General features: G+C 62.7%; 14 protein-coding genes. 9 read left to right on the forward strand and 5 right to left on the reverse strand.

The annotated features are described in order from the left end of the window. Positions 1-276: 276 nt before the first annotated feature. Genes AB4O40_RS08550 through AB4O40_RS08560 form a run of 3 tightly spaced genes read left to right on the forward strand, consistent with a single transcriptional unit; the run spans position 277 to position 4822 of the window. On the forward strand, positions 277-1449 hold the full coding sequence (locus AB4O40_RS08550; RefSeq protein WP_460054989.1) for an efflux RND transporter periplasmic adaptor subunit: 1173 nt from the start codon (positions 277-279) through the stop codon (positions 1447-1449). After that, the gene (locus AB4O40_RS08555) at positions 1450-3423 is read left to right on the forward strand and encodes a MacB family efflux pump subunit (protein WP_460054986.1); all 1974 of its coding nucleotides are present in this window, start codon (positions 1450-1452) and stop codon (positions 3421-3423) included. A gap of 7 nt (positions 3424-3430) precedes the next feature. Further along, positions 3431-4822: an efflux transporter outer membrane subunit gene (locus AB4O40_RS08560; RefSeq protein ID WP_409079177.1), complete on the forward strand. Its 1392-nt coding sequence runs from the start codon at positions 3431-3433 to the stop codon at positions 4820-4822. Between the two features lie 84 nt (positions 4823-4906). On the opposite strand, the gene pvdP is transcribed toward AB4O40_RS08560, so the two are convergent. Then, a complete protein-coding gene (gene pvdP / locus AB4O40_RS08565; protein ID WP_056722629.1) occupies positions 4907-6517 on the reverse strand; it encodes a pyoverdine maturation tyrosinase PvdP in 1611 nt (536 codons plus the stop codon). A gap of 251 nt (positions 6518-6768) precedes the next feature. Between pvdP and pvdM the strand changes: the two genes are divergently transcribed. The 5 genes from pvdM to AB4O40_RS08590 all read left to right on the forward strand — a co-directional run bounded on the left by pvdM (position 6769) and on the right by AB4O40_RS08590 (position 14720). Continuing rightward, positions 6769-8118: a pyoverdine-tailoring dipeptidase-like protein PvdM gene (gene pvdM / locus AB4O40_RS08570; RefSeq protein WP_056722631.1), complete on the forward strand. Its 1350-nt coding sequence runs from the start codon at positions 6769-6771 to the stop codon at positions 8116-8118. 31 nt (positions 8119-8149) lie between these two features. Then, positions 8150-9430, forward strand: coding sequence for a pyoverdine-tailoring periplasmic protein PvdN (gene pvdN / locus AB4O40_RS08575; RefSeq protein ID WP_056722632.1), 1281 nt, complete (start codon positions 8150-8152; stop codon positions 9428-9430). A gap of 16 nt (positions 9431-9446) precedes the next feature. After that, complete coding sequence (gene pvdO, locus AB4O40_RS08580) at positions 9447-10319, forward strand: dihydropyoverdine dehydrogenase (RefSeq protein WP_409079179.1); 873 nt, start codon at positions 9447-9449, stop codon at positions 10317-10319. Positions 10320-10526: 207 nt separating this feature from the next. Beyond that, complete coding sequence (locus AB4O40_RS08585; RefSeq protein ID WP_409079180.1) at positions 10527-12176, forward strand: cyclic peptide export ABC transporter; 1650 nt, start codon at positions 10527-10529, stop codon at positions 12174-12176. A 126-nt stretch (positions 12177-12302) separates the two neighbouring features. Continuing rightward, a complete protein-coding gene (locus tag AB4O40_RS08590; protein WP_409079181.1) occupies positions 12303-14720 on the forward strand; it encodes a TonB-dependent siderophore receptor in 2418 nt (805 codons plus the stop codon). 100 nt (positions 14721-14820) lie between these two features. Here the strand turns inward: AB4O40_RS08590 and AB4O40_RS08595 are convergent, their stop codons facing one another. From AB4O40_RS08595 to AB4O40_RS08605, 3 genes are all read right to left on the reverse strand, one after another. Further along, entirely contained in the window at positions 14821-15327 is a 507-nt protein-coding gene (locus tag AB4O40_RS08595) for a PaaI family thioesterase (protein ID WP_223542303.1), read from the reverse strand. 66 nt (positions 15328-15393) lie between these two features. After that, positions 15394-15930: a glyoxalase superfamily protein gene (locus AB4O40_RS08600; RefSeq protein ID WP_008049764.1), complete on the reverse strand. Its 537-nt coding sequence runs from the start codon at positions 15928-15930 to the stop codon at positions 15394-15396. A gap of 164 nt (positions 15931-16094) precedes the next feature. Then, positions 16095-16541 (reverse strand): GNAT family N-acetyltransferase, encoded by a 447-nt coding sequence (locus AB4O40_RS08605; protein ID WP_056722641.1) that lies wholly within the window; start codon positions 16539-16541, stop codon positions 16095-16097. 561 nt (positions 16542-17102) lie between these two features. Here AB4O40_RS08605 and AB4O40_RS08610 point away from each other — a divergent pair. Continuing rightward, positions 17103-17384 (forward strand): DUF6124 family protein, encoded by a 282-nt coding sequence (locus AB4O40_RS08610; RefSeq protein ID WP_460054977.1) that lies wholly within the window; start codon positions 17103-17105, stop codon positions 17382-17384. A 161-nt stretch (positions 17385-17545) separates the two neighbouring features. Here the strand turns inward: AB4O40_RS08610 and AB4O40_RS08615 are convergent, their stop codons facing one another. Continuing rightward, on the reverse strand, positions 17546-18511 hold the full coding sequence (locus AB4O40_RS08615) for an alpha/beta hydrolase (protein ID WP_460054975.1): 966 nt from the start codon (positions 18509-18511) through the stop codon (positions 17546-17548). Positions 18512-18522 lie beyond the last annotated feature (11 nt).

Genomic DNA, 18522 nt, shown 5'->3' on the forward strand with positions numbered 1-18522 from the left:
GCCCGATAAATAGTCATGGTCTAGCGGCTGTGCACCGCTCTGAGGGTAGGAGCTGCCGCAGGCTGCGATCTTTAGCGTTTTCAGCTACGTCGAAAATCAAAAGATCGCAGCCTTCGGCAGCTCCTACAGGTGTTACACCTTGTGTCGCCGGTTAAATTTCCCGTCGGGTTCATCGTTTACAGGACAGCTCCCCGTCCCTGTCCGGCCCTGCCGGCAGCGTTCAGCTATCGTCCCGCGGCTGAACGACGGGCCGATTTTCCCAGGCCGGAACCCCGCATGAAACGTCCCCGACAGACCCGACGCGCCCTGCTTGCAGCACTTTGTCTGATCCCCGTGGCTGCCGTCGCCGCCTGGCAGTTCATCCCCCCGGGCCGCGACGGGCTGGTCACCGTCCAGGTCAGCCGCGCCGACATTGAAAGCAGCGTAACGGCACTGGGCACCCTGCAACCGCGGCGCTATGTCGACGTCGGCGCCCAGGCATCCGGGCAGATCCAGAAGATCCATGTGGAAGTCGGCGATGTGGTCAAGGAAGGCCAGTTGCTGGTGGAAATCGACCCCTCCACGCAACAGGCCAAACTCGATGCCGGGCGCTTCTCCGTCGAAAACCTCAAGGCGCAGCTGCAGGAACAGCGGGCGCAACACGACCTGGCCCGGCAGAAATACCAGCGTCAACAGAACCTCGCCGCCGGCGGCGCCACCCGTGAAGAAGACGTGCAGACCGCCCAGGCCGAACTGCGCGCCACCCAGGCACGGGTCGACATGTTCCAGGCGCAGATCCGCCAGGCCGAAGCCAGCCTGCGCAGCGACCAGGCGGAGCTCGGCTACACGCGGATTTATGCGCCAATGGCCGGTACCGTAGTGGCGCTGGATGCCCGGGAAGGCCAGACCCTCAACGCCCAGCAACAAACGCCGCTGATCCTGCGCATCGCCAAGCTGTCGCCGATGACCGTGTGGGCCGAGGTCTCGGAGGCCGACATCGGCCACGTCAAACCCGGCATGCACGCCTGGTTCACCACCCTGAGCGGCGGCGCCCGGCGCTGGACCAGCACCGTGCGGCAAATCCTGCCCGTCCCGCCCAAGCCCCTGGACCAGACCAGCCAGGGCGGCGGCAGCCCCGCCAGCACCAGCAAAAGCGGGAGTGCCCGCGTGGTGCTGTACACCGTGTTGCTGGACGTCGACAACGCCGACAACGCCTTGATGGCGGAAATGACCACCCAGGTATTTTTCGTCGCCAATCAGGCGCAGAACGTACTCACCGCCCCCATCACAGCCCTGCAGGCAGGCTCGCAATCAGACCGGCAGACCGCGCAAGTAGTCGCCAGCAATGGCAGCATCGAACAGCGCAACGTGCGCACCGGCATCAGCGACCGCCTGCGGGTACAGATCCTCGACGGCCTGCAGGAGGGCGATCACCTGCTGATCGGTCCCGTCGACGGGAGTGGCGGCTGAATGCACACGCCCCTGATCGACCTTTCGGACATCCGCAAAGCCTACGGCGGTGGCGACGCGCCTGAAGTTCACGTATTGCGTGGCATCGACCTGTCGATCCATGCCGGGGAGTTCGTGGCGATTGTCGGTGCATCCGGCTCCGGCAAGTCGACGCTGATGAACATCCTCGGCTGCCTCGACCGACCGACCTCGGGCGAATACCGCTTCGCCGGGGAAAACGTCGCGGCCCTGGACAGTGACGAACTGGCCTGGCTGCGGCGTGAAGCCTTTGGTTTTGTGTTCCAGGGCTACCACCTGATTCCGTCCGGTTCAGCCCAGGAAAACGTCGAGATGCCGGCGATCTACGCAGGCTTGCCCGCCGCCGAACGCCACGCCCGAGCCGCCGCCCTGCTCGAGCGCCTCGGCCTGGCTTCGCGCACCGGCAACCGCCCGCACCAGCTCTCCGGCGGGCAGCAGCAACGGGTGTCGATTGCCCGCGCGCTGATGAATGGCGGCCACATCATCCTGGCCGACGAACCCACCGGCGCCCTCGACAGCCACAGCGGCGCCGAAGTCATGGCCCTGCTCGACGAACTGGCGAGCCAGGGCCATGTGGTGATCCTCATCACCCACGACCGGGAAGTGGCGGCCCGGGCCAAACGCATCATCGAAATTCGCGACGGCGAGATCATCAGCGACAGCGCCCGGGACAATCCCGCCGCGCAAAACCCGGCCAACCCCGGCGCCCTGCAAGCCGTCGATTTGCGCAGACGCCTGAGCGAAGGCGCCGAAGCCACCGGCGCCTGGAAAGGCGAATTGGTCGATGCCGTGCACGCGGCGTGGCGAGTGATGTGGATCAACAAGTTCCGCACCGCCCTGACCCTGCTCGGGATCATCATCGGTGTGGCCTCGGTGGTGGTGATGCTGGCCGTGGGCGAAGGCAGCAAGCGCCAGGTGATGGCGCAGATGGGCGCGTTCGGTTCCAACATCATTTATCTCAGCGGCTCGGCGCCCAACCCGCGCACGCCCATGGGCATCGTCACCCTCGATGAGGTCGCCGCGATTGCCAGCCTGCCCCAGGTGATGCGGATCATGCCGGTCAACGGCCAAGAGGCCGGGGTGCGTTTTGGTAACCTCGACCACTTGAGCTACGTCGGCGGCAACGACACCAACTTCCCGGCGATTTTCAACTGGCCGGTGGTCGAAGGCAGCTACTTCACCCACGCCGATGAACAGAACGCCGCGGCGGTCGCGGTGATCGGGCACAAGGTGCGGAGCAAATTGCTCAAGGACGTGACCAACCCGATCGGTCAGTACATCCTCATCGAAAACGTCCCCTTCCAGGTGGTCGGCGTGCTCGCGGAAAAAGGTGCCAGCTCCGGTGACACCGACAGCGACGACCGCATCGCCATCCCCTACTCCGCCGCCAGCGTGCGCCTGTTCGGCACCCACAATCCCGAGTACATCGCCATCGCCGCCGCCGATGCGCGCAAGGTCAAGGAGACCGAAAAAGCCATCGAGCAACTGATGCTGCGCCTGCACGACGGCAAGCACGACTTCGAACTGACCAACAACGCGGCGATGATCCAGGCCGAGGCGCGCACGCAAAACACCCTGTCGATGATGCTTGGTTCGATTGCGGCGATCTCGCTGCTGGTGGGCGGGATCGGCGTGATGAACATCATGCTCATGACCGTGCGCGAACGGACTCGCGAGATCGGTATCCGCATGGCCACCGGTGCCCGCCAGCGCGACATCCTGCGCCAGTTCCTCACCGAAGCGGTGATGCTCTCGGTGGTGGGCGGCCTCACCGGGATTGCCCTGGCGCTGATCGTCGGTGGCGTGCTGATTTTCAGCGAAGTCGCTGTCGCGTTCTCCCTGATAGCGGTGCTGGGCGCCTTCGGCTGCGCCCTGGTCACCGGTGTCGTTTTCGGCTATATGCCGGCCCGCAAGGCTGCCCGACTCGACCCGGTCACGGCCCTTACCAGTGAATGATCGATTGATGAAGCCGCCACTCAGTGTGATAACCCTGTGCCTGTTGCTCAGTGCCTGCGGCACCCCGCCCCAGCGCCCTGACAGCGGCATCCAGCCGCCAGCCGCCTGGCAATCGCCACACACCGCAGGCGCTGTCCATGACAACCAGCAATGGTGGAACCGCTTCGGCAGCCCGCAACTGGGACGCCTGATCGAACAGGCGCGGCTCGGCAGCTACGACCTGGCCGCGGCCATCGCCAGAGTACGCCAGGCCCAGGCCGACACGGTGATTGCCGGCGGCTCGCAACTGCCCGAGCTCAAGGCCGGGGTCAACGCCAATCGCCAGAAACTGCTGCGCGGCAGCGGCTACAGTCAGCTTGATGCCGACAGCGATAACGACGCCGTCGACTATTTCACGGCGAACCTGACTGCCAGCTACGAAATCGATTTCTGGGGGGGCCAGCGTGCCACTCGCGACAGTGCGCAATTCAGTCTGCAAGCCAGCGAGTTCGATCAGGCCACGGTGGAACTGACGTTGCTCAGCGGTGTGGCCAACGGCTACGCGCAAGCCTTGTCGCTGCAGGAGCAGCACCGCATCGCCGAATTGAACCTGGCCAATGCCCAAAGCGTGTTGAAACTGGTGCAGACTCGTTTCGATTCGGGTTCGGCCACGGCCCTGGAACTGGCGCAGCAAAAAAGCCTGGTGGCGGCGCAACAACGCCAGCTGCCGCTGGTGCGGCAACAGGCCGAAGAGGCGCGGATCAGCCTCGCCGCCCTGCTCGGCCGCCCGGTTCAGGCGCTGTCGTTGGGTCAGGAACGCTTCGATCAACTGACCTGGCCGGCGATTGACGCCGGGGTACCCAGCCAGTTGCTCAGTCGCCGCCCGGACATTGCCCGGGCCGAGGCGCAACTGGCCGCCGCCCAGGCCGACGTCACCGTCGCCCGGGCCGCGATGCTGCCGACCGTGACCCTCACCGCCGAAATCGGCTCCGGTGCCGACCGGGCCGACGATATCCTGCGCAGTCCCTTCTACAACCTCACCGCCGGGCTGCTCGCGCCGGTGTTCAACAACGGCCGCCTCGGCGCCCAACGCGACAAGGCCACGGCGCGCCAGGAAGAACTGCTGGAGACCTATCGCGGGGCGATCATCAACGGCTTCGCCGACGTCGAAAAAGCCCTCAACAGCATCCGCGGGCTGGATCAACAGCGCGGGTGGCAGAGTGAAGAACTGAGCCAGGCGCAGACCGCCTTCAACATCGCGCAAAGCCGTTATCAGGCCGGGGCCGAGGACTTGCTGACGGTGCTGGAGACCCAGCGCACGCTGTATGCGGCGCAGGATTTGAATGTGCAACTGCGGTTGTCGCGGATGCAGGCGAGTATTGCGCTATACAAGGCGTTGGGTGGGGGGTGGACAATATGAGAATCAAAAGATCGCAGCCTGCGGCAGCTCCTACAGGTACGCCGCATAAGCTGTAGGAGCTGCCGCAGGCTGCGATCTTTGGCTTTATGCCTTGGCCTTCAAATTGCGCGCATACCACGGTCGCTGCGGCACTTTGCGGAACAGCCCCTTCAGTTTCTTCTCGTCCTCGCCAAAGGTGATGCGCAGCGCCAGCTTCATGGTTTCCGGGTCCATTTCCACTGACTTACCCACCTGCAACCCCGGCGTGGTGCTGCAGCCATGGGTGGTTGGCCCGAGCCAGGGGTCATCGATCTCGACCCAGCGTCCCGGCGCAAACCATTGCACACCGTTAACCAGCAACCGACTGACCTGCCCCGGATGAAAACGCTCGTGGGCGCGGAACCAGTCTTCCAGGCGGTCGTCGATCCAGCCGTGGAAATACCAGAACACCGGGCTCACATGGGAAGAAAACGGGTCGCCGAGAAAATCGTTTTCCGCTGCAAACCAGCGTGCGGAAAAGTCCGAAGGATCCCGGGCGAACGGCACCGGCTGACCGTTCGACGGATCACGGGGCACCGAAGCCCAGCGCATGTGCAGCCAGTCGTGCAGGCCCAGTTCGACCTCCGAGCCGAACTGGCCGAGGGTCAGCGTCGACAGGTAACGCGGGTCGCGGTAGCGGGATTCCCAGACCTGGAAATTGCTGTGGTACGTCTCGCCAGTCTTGATGTCGCTGACCCATTGCGTGTACTCGTCATCGTCCTCGGCCAGCCAGGTCGGCGGCAGCGCAGTGCCGTCGTGGTTGTCGAAGTAACGCGCAAAGCCAGGCCGGTCCCGCGCCAGTTCCGGCTGCGGCAACGGGAAATGCGTCCAGGACGGCAGGTCCTGCATCGACCGCGCCGTGCCGAGCATGTGCCGGTGCATGAAGAAAAAGTCCACGCCCGAACCGTTGCGATCCTTGCGCTCGCCACGGGCATCGCGCTCCTGGTCCCGAGGGCCGGGCTGCCAGCCGAGCCCGCGCAAGGCGCCGCGCTGGTCTTCGGACAGCTTGTGCCACTTGTCCCGGGAGGCATGCCAGAGTTGGTGGAACAGCCGATGCTCCGGTGATACCAGCCAGGCCAGCAGTGCCTTGTTGAGGCCGGCACGCTCGCGGGCTTCAGGGAATACCCGTTTGACGGCAATGAATCGATTGTCCTGGGCCGTCAGCATCAGCGGCCGCTTCAGGTCCAGCACCCGCCCACTGAGGCTGCCGCTGCCGGCGTTGCCGAAACCGGCCCAGACCTCGTCCAGGGTCATCTCGAATTCGTATTCGCAACAGCCACTGGCGCCCAGCAGACGCCAGGCCAGCTGCTTCGGGTTGGCCCCGGACAGATCGCCCAACACTCGGTAACGGGGCTCTTCGCTGGAGCGCAAACGCTCGGCGGTGTCGAGATAACCACTGAAACCGCGACCCTTGTGCCCGATGTCGAGGAACACCTCCAGGCCTTCGAGGGGCAAGCCTTCGATACCGGCGTCACGACCTTCGAAACGAATCTGCCAGACCCCGCGCAAGGTATCCGCCAAGCGTTGGCCGGGGACATCCGCCACATCGAACGAGGCTTCGCCGGGAGTGATGCTCGGGTCCGGCCTGGTCAGTTCGCGATGCCCGTAATACGCCGCAGGCACGGCGGCACCGGTCAGCGCCAGGCCCGCGAGGAACCATCGTCGAGAAATCGTCATTGCCCTACCTGTGTCAGCCATGGAGCAGGCTTTATCCAAGCTAGAACGTTTGTTGCACCGACAAATTTACGGTGCTTTGAAAGATCGCAGCCTTCGGCAGCTCCTACAGGTTTATGCCGATCCAATGTAGGAGCTGCCGCAGGCTGCGATCTTTTGGGATCAACCTAAATTCCATGGCCAGCCACTCGTTCCCCCCAGATAGCAAAGGCCCCTGCGCCTGCACCGGGGCGGCGAATCTGACTGAGACGGCAATGACCAAACCACGTTCGAAAAAGGCTCTTTTCATCGGCCTGCCGCTGGCCCTGGCGATCAGCGCGGGGGCAGGTTTCGCGGCTTGGGACTACGGGTTCAGGGACAACCCCGGCTACCCGGTCAAGGTGATGAAACAGGCCGATCAGTTGCAGGAACGCATCCTCTCGTTCGACAGCCACATCACCGTGCCCATGGACTTCGGCACCGCCGGCAACGAAGTCGACAAGGACGGCGAAGGCCAGTTCGACCTGGTCAAGACCGGGCGCGGGCGTCTGTCCGGGGCGGCGCTGACGATCTTCGGCTGGCCGGAAATCTGGAACGGCCCCAACGCCCCCCATCGCCCTACCGCCGGCTTCGTCGACGAGGCCCGACACGAGCAGGAAACCCGCTACAAGATCATCAGCGCCATGGTGCGCGACTTCCCCAACCAGGTGGCCATCGCCTACACCCCCGACGACTTCCGTCGCCTGCACGGCGAAGGCAAGTTCGCGGTGTTCATCAGCATGCTCAATGCCTACCCGCTGGGCAACGACCTCAACGCCCTGGACAAGTGGGCAGCGCGCGGCATGCGCATGTTCGGCTTCAGCTACGTAGGCAACAACGCCTGGGCCGACTCGTCGCGGCCGCTGCCGTTCTTCAACGATTCGCGGGATGCCCTGGGCGGGCTGTCGGACATCGGCAAGCAAGCGGTGCATCGCCTCAACGACCTGGGCGTGATCATCGATGTGTCGCAGATGTCGACCAAGGCCCTGGAGCAAGTGGCGCAACTGAGCCGCACGCCGATGGTCGCCTCCCACTCGGCGCCGCGTGCCCTGGTGGACATCCCGCGCAACCTCAGCGACCCGGAAATGCAGCTGATCAAGAACAGCGGCGGCGTGGTGCAGATTGTCGGCTTCCCGACCTACATCCGCCCGCTGAGCCAGGCCACCCAGGACAAGCTCAACGCCCTGCGCGCCCGCTTCGACCTGCAACCGCTGCAAGGCCTGGAGATGGCCCTGATGCCCGGCGACCCGGTGATCACCGTCTGGCCCGAGCAGCGCTTCGGCGAGTACGCCAGCCAGCTCTATTCAATCCTCGACGAAGAACCCAAGGCCACCCTCAAGGACTACGGCGATGCGATCGACTACACAGTGAAAAAAATCGGCATCGACCACGTCGGCATCAGTTCCGACTTCAACGACGGCGGCGGCCTCGATGGCTGGAAAGACGTCAGCGAGGCCCGCAACGTGACCGCCGAACTGATCAGCCGCGGCTACAGCGAAGCCGACATCGCCAAGCTTTGGGGCGGCAACTTCCTGCGGGTCTGGGACCAGGTGCAGAAGTCCTCCCAGCCTGTGGTCCAGAACTGATTTTCATCTATTGCCAAAGCGAACCGAATCCATGACCAACCGTCGTTCATTCTTAAAGCAGGCCGGCATCCTCGCGGCCGGCCTTCCCTTGGCCTGCGCTGTGAGCCTGCCGGCACGGGCCGCCAGCTCCGCGCCACTGCCCAAGGACAAATGGGACCAGTTGCGCCAACTCTTCACCCAAGACCCGAATTACCTGCACTTCGCCAACTTCCTGGTGACCTCGCATCCGCTGCCTGTGCGTGAAGCCATCGAGATGCACCGCGCCAACCTCGATCGCAACCCGGGCCTGGCCATGGATTGGCATCGCGGCGAAACCGAACGCCGCGAAGAAGAGGTGCGCGTGTGGGCCGGCCGTTACCTGAAGGCCAAGCCGTCACAGATCGCCCTGACCGGCAGCACCACCGAAGGCCTGGCGATGATCTATGCCGGCATCCACGTGCGCCCGGACCAGGAGATCCTCACCAGCGAACACGAGCACTACGCCGCCAACAGCGTGTTCGAATACCGCACCCGGAAGGACGGCACCCAGGTTCGCAAGATCAAGTTGTTCGAAGACCCGTACAAGGTCTCGACCGCCGAAGTGCTGGCCGCGATTGAACGCAACATCCGCCCCGAAACCCGCGTCCTGGGCATGACCTGGGTGCATTCCGGCAGCGGCGTGAAATTGCCCATCGGCGAGATCGGCAAACTGGTTGAAGAGAAAAACCGTGGCCGCGCCGACAAGGACCGCATCCTCTACGTGATCGATGGCGTCCACGGCTTCGGCGTAGAGAACGTCGATTTCCCGGACATGCACTGCGATTTCTTCATTGCCGGCACCCACAAATGGATGTTCGGCCCACGGGGCACCGGGATCATCTGCGCCCGCTCCGACGAGCTCAAGGACGTGACCCCGACCATCCCGACCTTCTCCGAAGCCACCCAGTTCTCCACGGTGATGACCTACGGCGGCTACCACTCGTTCGAACACCGCTGGGCGCTGACCGAGGCCTTCAAATTGCACCTGGAACTGGGCAAGGCCGAGGTCGCGACGCGCATTCATGCCATCAACAGCTACCTGAAAAAACGCTTGCAGGCACACCCGTCGGTGGAGCTGGTCACGCCACTGTCGCCGGAGTATTCCGCCGGTTTCACCTTCTTCCGCATCAAGAACCGGGACTGCGAAGCAGTTGCCAATTACCTGATGGATCAGCGTGTGGTGTGCGATGCCGTGGACCGTGATGTCGGGCCGATCATTCGTGTGTCACCGGGGCTACTCAATACCCAAGCGCACATCGACCGCCTGATGGAACTGCTGGCCAACCAGGTCTGACTGAGCGAGAGCCATTATGAAAAGCACCCTGAAAAAACTCGGCACCCTGACGCTGTTGGCCGTGCTCGGCAGCGCCTTGCCCGGCCTCGCCCAGGCCTACACCGCGCCCTTGCCCGGCAAGGTCTTCAAGGATTGCCGTAACTGCCCGGAAATGGTGGTGTTGCCCGCCGGCACCTTCACCATGGGCACCCCGGACGACGAAGTCGGCCGCGAACCTGATGAAGGCCCGATGCATGAGGTGACGTTCGACAAATCCTTTGCCATGAGCCGCTACCAGATCACCGCCGGCGAATGGGCCCAATACATGAAGGAAACCGGAATCACCCTGCCCGATGGCGACACCCGCCCCGGTCGGGCATGTACCAATGGCAAACCGAGTTACCCCCAGGACCCACGCCAGCCGGCGGTGTGCATGAACTTCGCCGAGGTCAGTGCCTACGTCGCCTGGCTGTCAATGAAGACCGGCCAGCACTACCACATCGTCAGCGAGGCCCAGCGCGAGTACGCCGCCCGTGCCGGGTCAAAGGGAGCGTTCCCCTTCCCGTTCGACCCCGGCACCGAGTACAGCATCGCCACACACGCCAACACCTACGGCCCCACCGATGGCTACAGCTATTCCTCACCCGTGGGCAGCTATCCGGCGAATGCCTTCGGCCTGTACGACATGCACGGCAATGTCTACGAGTGGATAGCCGATTGCTATCACCCGGACTATGTCGGTGCGCCCACCGATGGCAGCGCCTGGACCGAACCGAACTGCGACACCCTGCGCATCCGTGGCAACGACTGGGGCGAGGCGCCTGTGTTTTCCCGCTCGGGCAACCGCAATGACATCGACCCGCAAACCCGTGGCGACTGGATCGGTTTCCGTGTAGTACGCACGCTCTAATCCCTCCCCCAACCCTTGTGGGAGCGGCGGTGCGGCGATCCGACTCGCTCGCGAAGGCGTCGTGTCAGTCAACATCAAGTTTTCTGATCCACCGCTTTCGCGAGCAAGCTCGCTCCCACAGGTTTTGCATCGTCCACCCTTTAAATTAAGCCCTCCATCAGACGTTCTACTGGGTATCTGCCTCAAGACCCAAGGAACCCTCTGCTCATGACCCAGCCAACGCGCGGTGCAATTCATGAATTGTTCACCCTCCTCAAACCGTTCCGGCTCGTCGTCAGTCTGTCGATCCTCCTGGGCATGGTGGGTGGCCTGAGCGTGACGGTGTTGCTGGCCACCATCAACAACGCGCTGCATTCGACCGAAGGCCTGACCCAAGGCGTGGTCGCGCTGTTCGGCGGCCTGTGCCTGCTGGCCCTGGGCAGCTCGATCTGTTCGGACATCGGCACCAACTACGTCGGCCAGCACATCATTGCCCGGCTGCGCAAAGAACTTGGGGAAAAGGTGCTTTCAGCGCCCATCGAGCAGATCGAGCGCTACCGCAGCCACCGCTTGATCCCGGTGCTGACCCACGACGTCGACACCATCAGCGATTTCGCCTTCGCCTTCGCGCCGCTGGCGATTTCCCTGACCGTGACCCTTGGCTGCATGGGTTACCTGGCGATGCTGTCGTGGCCGATGTTCCTGATGATGGTGCTGGCGATTGCCATCGGCACCGGCATCCAGTTCTTCGCCCAGGGCAAGGGCATCCAGGGTTTCATGGCCGCCCGCGACGCCGAGGACGATCTGCAAAAGCACTACAACGCCATTGCCGGCGGCGCCAAGGAGTTGCGCATCCACCGCCCGCGCCGTCAGCGCATGTTCGTCAAGGGCATCCAGGGCACCGCCGATTTCATCTGTAACACCCAGGTGCGTTCGATCAACACCTTCGTGATCGCCAAGACCCTGGGCTCGATGCTGTTCTTCGTGGTGATCGGCCTGGCACTGGCCCTGCAATCGTTCTGGCCCAGCGCCGACAAGGCAGTGATGAGCGGCTTCGTGCTGGTGCTGCTGTACATGAAAGGCCCGATCGAGCATCTGGTCAGCACCTTGCCGATCGTCAGCCGGGCACGCATTGCCTTTCGCCGCATTGCCGAACTGTCGAGCCAGTTTTCCTCCCCCGAACCGCACCTGCTGCTCAACGACAAAGGCACCCCGCCGACCGTGGTCAACCGCCTGCAACTGGACCACGTCAGCTACGCCTTCCCCGCCGCACCGGGCAGTGACGCGTTTCGCCTGGGCCCGGTGAACCTGACCATCGAGCAAGGCGAGATCATTTTCATCGTCGGTGAAAACGGCTGCGGCAAGACCACCCTGATCAAGTTGCTGCTGGGCCTCTACGCGCCGCAACAGGGTTCGATCCTGCTCAACGGCCAAGGCATCGACGCGCACAATCGCGACGACTACCGCCAATTGTTCACCACGATCTTTGCCGATTACTACCTGTTCGATGACGTGGTCCAGGGCGACCAGCACATCCCCGAAGATGCCAACCAATACCTGCAACGGCTGGAGATCGCGCACAAGGTCAGCGTCAGGGACGGCAGCTTCACCACCACCGACCTGTCCACCGGCCAGCGCAAGCGCCTGGCGCTGGTCAATGCCTGGCTGGAAGAACGCCCGGTGCTGGTGTTCGACGAATGGGCCGCCGACCAGGACCCGACCTTCCGCCGCATCTTCTACACCGAGCTGCTGCCGGACCTCAAACGCCTGGGCAAGACCATCATCGTGATCTCCCACGACGACCGCTATTTCGACATGGCCGATCAACTGGTGCGCATGGAATCGGGGCGGGTCGTCACCGAGCGCGCAACCGCCTGAGTGCCGTTGCCGCACGCAAATCATTGTTTTTTAGAGTTTGTTTTCCGGTTTAGGCAACGTGGTCCGTCTAATAATAATTATCATTAACTAAAAAACTGCACACACCCTTCTGGAGCGATTCGAGCAATGCAAAGCCTTACTCTGTCCCGCGCACCCTTGGCGTTAGCCATCGAACGGCAAAAGAAATTCCGAACGGTCGTGCCGGGCGCGCTGCTGACCCTGTTGTTGTTGGGGACGTCCCAGGTCGAGGCAGCCCCGGTGAACGTCAATGTACCGGCTCAGTCGCTGGCCAGCGCATTGCGCCAACTGGGCCAGCAGACCAACCTGCAGATTCTCTACAGCCAGGACATGGTCAACGGCATCAAGTCCACGGCGGTGTCCGGCAACATGGAACCGGAACAGGCACTGAAAACCTTGCTGCTGGGGAGCGGCATCAATTTTCAGTTGAATGGCAACACCGTATCGCTGGTGCCATCGGCCGGTGACTCCAGTGCACTGCAACTGGGTGCGACGTCCATCACCGGCGTGGCGCTGGGGCCGACCACCGAAGGCTCGCACTCCTACACCAGCGATGAAGTGACCATCGGCAAAGGCAACATCAAGCTCAAGGACATCCCGCAGTCGGTGTCCGTCGTCACGCGCCAGCGCATGGACGACCAGAACCTCAATAGCCTGCAGGACGCCATGCGCCAGGTCACCGGCGTGACCATCAAGACCTACAACTCCGGCTCCAGCCTCAACGACGTCTATATGCGGGGCTTCCTCGTCGACCAGGTGCAGGTCGACGGAGTCTCGCAGCCCACCGGCCAGGGCGACATGGCCACCAGCTTCGACCTGGCGATGTACGACCGCATCGAAGTGCTGCGCGGCCCGTCGGGCCTGTACCAGGGCGCGGGCGAACCCGGCGGTACGATCAACGTGGTGCGCAAGCGCGCCCTGAGCAAATTCGCCCTCGGTGGCGAACTGGCCGCCGGCTCCTACGATCGCTACCGTTCTTCGGTGGACGTCACCGGCCCGTTGAACGAACAGGGCACCGTGCGCGGTCGTTTCATCACCGCCTACGAGAACAACCAGTCCTTCGTCGACTACGCGCAGAACGAACGCCCGATGGTCTACGGTCGCCTGGAATTCGACCTCGACCCGGCCACCACCCTGTCGGTCGGTGGCGCTTACCAGAAGAACAACTCTACCCCGGCCTTCGGCCTGCCGGCCTACGCCGACGGCTCATTGCTCGACGTGCCGCGCTCGACCTTCGTCGATGCCAAGTGGAACACCCTCAACGAAAAAGTCTGGGAGTCCTTCGCCGAACTCGACCACGAACTGGACAACGGCGGTCAGTTCAAGACCACCCTGACCTACCGCGACGCCGAAACCCCGGAGCGTAACTTCACCTGGGCCGACGGCGCGGTCGACCCGGCCACCGGTGACAGCTGGGCCGTCGCCTACGACTACTACACCCACATCAAGACCGTCGGCGTCGACAGCTTCGTCACCACGCCGTTCGAGTTCGCCGATCGCCGCCACGAGTTCACCGTGGGCGCCGAATACCAGCACCTGGACAAGGACTTCACCTACGGCGGCGGCGAGTACTTCCCGATCAACGTGTTCAATCCGGACAGCATCGACATTCCCCGCAACGACTATGCCCACGTCAACGGCAACTGGTCCAAGTCCGATCAGTACGGCGTCTACACCCGCGCCAAGATCAACGTCACCGACTGGCTCGATGTCATCGGCGGCAGCCGCGTCACCTGGTACGAAAGCGATGCGAAGAACGCCAACGCCTTCTTCAACAACTTCGGCGAAGCCCACACCAGCATCAACCGCAAGGTCGTGCCGTACGGCGCCATCATCGGCAAGATCACCCCTGAACTGTCGACCTACTTCAGCTACACCGGCGTGTTCAAACCGCAGAGCGAAATCGGCACAAACGGCGAGCCGGTCGGCCCGCGCGAAGGCAAGCAGTACGAAATCGGCCTCAAGCGCGAGTTCTACGACGGTCGCCTGAACGCCAGCATCGCCGCCTTTCGCATCTACGATGAAAACCGCGCCGAATACGACAACAACTCCGGTGCCTACATGACCGAAGGCAAGGCCCGCAGCCAGGGCTGGGAAACCGAGTTGAGCGGCAACCTGACCGACAACTGGAGCATCGTCACCGGTTACGCCTTCACCTCCACCAAGTTCCTGGACGGCGATCAGGCCAACAAAGGCAAGACCTTCAGCACCATCACACCCAAGCACAACTACAACCTGTGGACCAAGTACGAGTTCACCGACGGTGCGCTCAAGGACTTCAGCGTCGCCGGCGGCGTGCGTGTGGTCAGCGACACCTACTACCAGCGTGACGTGAAGTTCAAACAAGGCGGCTATGCCGTGACCTCGGCCCAGGTCGGCTACAAGTTCAACGAACACCTGTCGTCGACACTGACCGCCAACAACCTGTTCGACCGCAAGTACTACGACCGCGTCGATGCCTCCTGGGGCACCAACTTCTACGGCGACCCGCGCACCCTGACCCTGAGCTTGCGCGCGCAGTATTGATTGCCGGCAGCGTCAACAGCCACACCCCACCGGGCCGCTTGCGGCCCGGTGCTGATTCGCTGACGAACCGCAAAGGTAATGCGTGTTTGTTGCGCCGGCTTCAGGAGTCGACCTTGCGCTCGTGCGCGGCGGTCCTGAGTTGCTCGGTATCGACGCGGACAAACGTGGAGTCCCCGACAGCGGTCAGGACATCCCCGGCGAAGATCTCGCAGATGACCCGGCTTTTGCGCCCGACCTCCCCCTCGACTCTGGCACGCAGTGTCAGGGGAACACCCATCGGGGTGGGCTTGATGTACTTGATGCCCAGGTTACCGGTGACGCAAGTGATGTGGGGCAAGCTGCCCACCTCGCGTTGCTCTGCCCGGTAGTGATAAGCCATCGCCGCCCAGTTGGAGTGGCAATCGACCAGCATCGCGATCAAACCGCCGTAAACCAGCCCCGGCCAACCGCAGTACTTTTCATCCGGCATATGCTGCGCCATGACATGCACCCCGTCTTCATGCCAGAAGCTCTTGATGTGCAGCCCGTGCGGGTTCTGGCTGCCGCAGCCATAACAAACGCCTTCAGGCGCGGCGATGTCTTGAAGCGAAGTGTCCTGCGTGGTCATAGCGTGTTCATCCTTATTACCGGGTGGTTGAAAGCGGACCGGGTCACCCCGGCCCGCAGCGCCTGATCAATATTGGCAGAAGCGAATCCGGTTGCCGAACGGATCGTAGACTTGCAGCTCTTTGCCCCAGCCCTGCTGGACAATATCAGGGCGTCCATACCCGTAGCGCTTGCCCTGCAACTCGTCCCTGAGCAGTTCGATGTTTTGCATGGGCACGAACACCGTCGAGCCCGGGCTGGCATCACCGTGATGCTCGGAAAGGTGCAGTTGCAGGCCGTCGCGACTGATGCCCAGGTACAGCGGCAGATCAGCCTCGAAACGATGCTCGAACTCGACGCTGAACCCGAGGAAATCCAGATAGAACTCGCGCGCCTTGGCTTCGTCGAAACTGCGCAGAATTGGAATGGGTTTGTCGAAAGTCACAGCAGGCGTGGACGGCGTACTTGCCTGGGAAAGCATCGCCGACGCGGTGTTCCAGTCCTTGTAGCCCAGTTGTTGCGCGACCAGTTCCAGCGCGGTGGAATGGGTCACCGCCTGATTGCGCTCCTCCAGCGAGGCGCGCAACTGTTTGGCCATTTGCTTGGCTTGCTCGATTGAAAACATGACTGCTCCTGTAGCCGAGATGCCTTGGTGCTCGCATTGCCAAACCTCGACCGTCAAGAGAGGCGACAGGGTTCGTACAAGAAGGAGATGCTTTCACCTTTCCCAACGGGAGCGAGCGGCGGGCAGCATCGGGCCGAGGCCGATCATACATAGCCACTGCCGAGTTATGAAGTGGGCTTCACATGTGTCGCATAATCATCCTGGATCGGCTGGAACCCGCAGCGCAGGTAAAAGGCAGCGCCCTCGGGGGTGTCCGTGGACAGTCGCACACTGCGAAAATGCCCGGACGCCAAATCCAGAAGCTGCTGCACCAGCGCTTTACCCACGTTCTGGCCCCTTGATGCACGGGCGACGTACACCCGCCGTAATCTCCCTACGCCGGGTTCGGAAAATGGATCGGATGAAAGACCTCCAACGGCTATCAGCCGCCCGTTGTAAAACACCCCCAACAGGCACTCACCCTGCTCATCGAATCGATTGGCGCCGCTTTCCCATTCCGCAATCAATCGGGTGAGGAACCTGAAGCCTTCTGCAACGGCCTGCGCTTCCAGCTCGCGGATTTGCGGTGCGAGCCCAGAGATTTTACATATCACCCATTCGTCCATTGACATTGCGTTTTGACTCGATGAGGGCTCGCATAATGACCTCCAGAGCCGCTGCCGTCATTGGCAATGATGAATGTGGGTTAGCCGACCATTGCGTCGCGTCAGATCGTAAGGGCTGTACTTCCGAGGGCCAACCGCAAACTCTCGTAGGATTCTTCCTGCCGACTCCGAGGATTCCAACGCTCTCTGACAAGGCATGACAGCAGGTTAAAAACCACTCGATAGCGCCTGTTTAAGCGGCCTACAGGTTACTTCGTGAAAGCCACAACGCCTTGCGTCGTTGCCTACAGGTACGCCAGAATCCGCCGGCTTGTGCGCCTTGGGGGTCGTCGGTAACTTGAGCCCGTCACTGATTGTCAGTGATCGGGTTTAGTAGCCCGTGGTTACTCAAGGCGCATAGCCCATCAAACAGTCAGGTATCCCATCCCTGCACTTTATGGTGGCTGTGTGCAGGGCGCCCTCGGGCGCGCCGGCTCCTTGGGTCCCCGGTCTACTAACCTGCGCACAGCTACCACCCTTCTTATTAGTAGAGAAGCGGTGGTAGCTCATACTTACAGGACCCAAATCATGTTCAAAGTTACTCCGAATCCGCCGGACTCCGAGCCGGGCGCCAACATCATGGCCACCCCGCGCACACCCAGCACCATGTTCATCGTCAACCCCGAACTCAGTACCGAAACCCTGCTGGTGCATGCCTGCGAATCGCTGGCGTCGGCCAATGTCATGGTCAATGATCTGGTGGATCATCTGGAGGGGACAAGCCGCAATGCGCTGCTGGGGATTGCGCAGGTGATCATGCTGGGGGAACTGGCGGTGAATCGGGCGCTGGATCGGCTTGATCCGCCCTGACCACAATTTCCAGATCACCGATGGCCTGTGGGAGCGAGCTTGCTCGCGATGGCGGCGGCAAATTCAACATTGATGTGTTAGATACACCGCTATCGCGAGCAAGCTCGCTCCCACAGGGATTGCATTTAACTGATCGGCATCCGTACTCCCCTCACAGTGAATCAGGCCAGGCTCTCGCTGATCTGCGCCGCCAGTTGCGCCAGCATCCCCGGCACTTCCTGGACCATCTCGCCCATGCGCGCAAAGTCGTGGGTCATGCCGGACTTTACCTCCAGCACCAAAGGTTGCCCCGCCGTGCGCAGTTTCTCGGCCCAGGCCAGGCCTTCATCGAGCAACGGATCGTACTCGGCCAGCCACAGCGCCGTCGGTGTCAGCCGTTGCAGGTGCTCAGCGTGCAGCGGCGAAAAACGCCAGTCGACACGGTCGGCCTCACTGCGTTGGTATTGCTGGTAGAACCACTCCAGCGTGGTGGCCTCCAGCAGGTAGCCTTCGGCGAACCGCGTAAGAGACGGGCGCTTTTTTACCGCGTCGATCACCGGGTACAGCAACACTTGCAGGCGCGGCACCAGCGGCCAGCCCAATGGGTCCCGGGCAATGGCGATACACAGCGACGCCACCAGGCTGCCGCCAACGCTGTCCCCCGCCAGCGCAATGCGCCTCGCGTCCAGCCCCAACGCCTTGGCTCCGGTGATGGCCAGCCAACGGGTGATGTCTTCGGCATCGTTGTAAGCGGTGGGAAAACGGTGTTCCGGCGCCAGGCGATAGTCCGCCGACAACACGACAAACTCCCCCGCCAGCGCCAGGCGCCGGCACAGGGTGTCGTGGGAATCGAGGCTGCCCACCACGTAGCCGCCGCCATGGAAGTACAACAACACCGGGCGCGACTCACTACCCGGTTGTGGTTTGGCGTACAGCCGCGCGTTGAGCAAATGCCCGTCCCGCGCCGCTATGCTGACCGCCGTCACCGTCAACGTGCCCGTCGGGGCCGCATCGAGCAATTGCGAAGTCTGTTCGAACTGCTGCCGCGCTTCTCCGGGGCTCAGCTCATGCATGGGTTGGCTTTTGCCGCTGAGGCGGCCGAACTCGGCCAGCTCTAGAAATCCCTCGATGTCCGGGTGCAGTGCCATGGGCGGTAGTC

It is taken from the genome of Pseudomonas sp. S2_F07 (assembly GCF_054668325.1).

What these genes read in the sequence shown, in the direction of transcription:
- AB4O40_RS08550 (WP_460054989.1), top strand. Translation starts at nt 277, where the DNA reads ATGAAACGTCCCCGACAGACCCGACGCGCCCTGCTTGCAGCACTTTGT.
- AB4O40_RS08555 (WP_460054986.1), top strand. Translation starts at nt 1,450, where the DNA reads ATGCACACGCCCCTGATCGACCTTTCGGACATCCGCAAAGCCTACGGC.
- AB4O40_RS08560 (WP_409079177.1), top strand. Translation starts at nt 3,431, where the DNA reads ATGAAGCCGCCACTCAGTGTGATAACCCTGTGCCTGTTGCTCAGTGCC.
- pvdP (WP_056722629.1), bottom strand. Translation starts at nt 6,517, where the DNA reads ATGACGATTTCTCGACGATGGTTCCTCGCGGGCCTGGCGCTGACCGGT.
- pvdM (WP_056722631.1), top strand. Translation starts at nt 6,769, where the DNA reads ATGACCAAACCACGTTCGAAAAAGGCTCTTTTCATCGGCCTGCCGCTG.
- pvdN (WP_056722632.1), top strand. Translation starts at nt 8,150, where the DNA reads ATGACCAACCGTCGTTCATTCTTAAAGCAGGCCGGCATCCTCGCGGCC.
- pvdO (WP_409079179.1), top strand. Translation starts at nt 9,447, where the DNA reads ATGAAAAGCACCCTGAAAAAACTCGGCACCCTGACGCTGTTGGCCGTG.
- AB4O40_RS08585 (WP_409079180.1), top strand. Translation starts at nt 10,527, where the DNA reads ATGACCCAGCCAACGCGCGGTGCAATTCATGAATTGTTCACCCTCCTC.
- AB4O40_RS08590 (WP_409079181.1), top strand. Translation starts at nt 12,303, where the DNA reads ATGCAAAGCCTTACTCTGTCCCGCGCACCCTTGGCGTTAGCCATCGAA.
- AB4O40_RS08595 (WP_223542303.1), bottom strand. Translation starts at nt 15,327, where the DNA reads ATGACCACGCAGGACACTTCGCTTCAAGACATCGCCGCGCCTGAAGGC.
- AB4O40_RS08600 (WP_008049764.1), bottom strand. Translation starts at nt 15,930, where the DNA reads ATGTTTTCAATCGAGCAAGCCAAGCAAATGGCCAAACAGTTGCGCGCC.
- AB4O40_RS08605 (WP_056722641.1), bottom strand. Translation starts at nt 16,541, where the DNA reads ATGTCAATGGACGAATGGGTGATATGTAAAATCTCTGGGCTCGCACCG.
- AB4O40_RS08610 (WP_460054977.1), top strand. Translation starts at nt 17,103, where the DNA reads ATGTTCAAAGTTACTCCGAATCCGCCGGACTCCGAGCCGGGCGCCAAC.
- AB4O40_RS08615 (WP_460054975.1), bottom strand. Translation starts at nt 18,511, where the DNA reads ATGGCACTGCACCCGGACATCGAGGGATTTCTAGAGCTGGCCGAGTTC.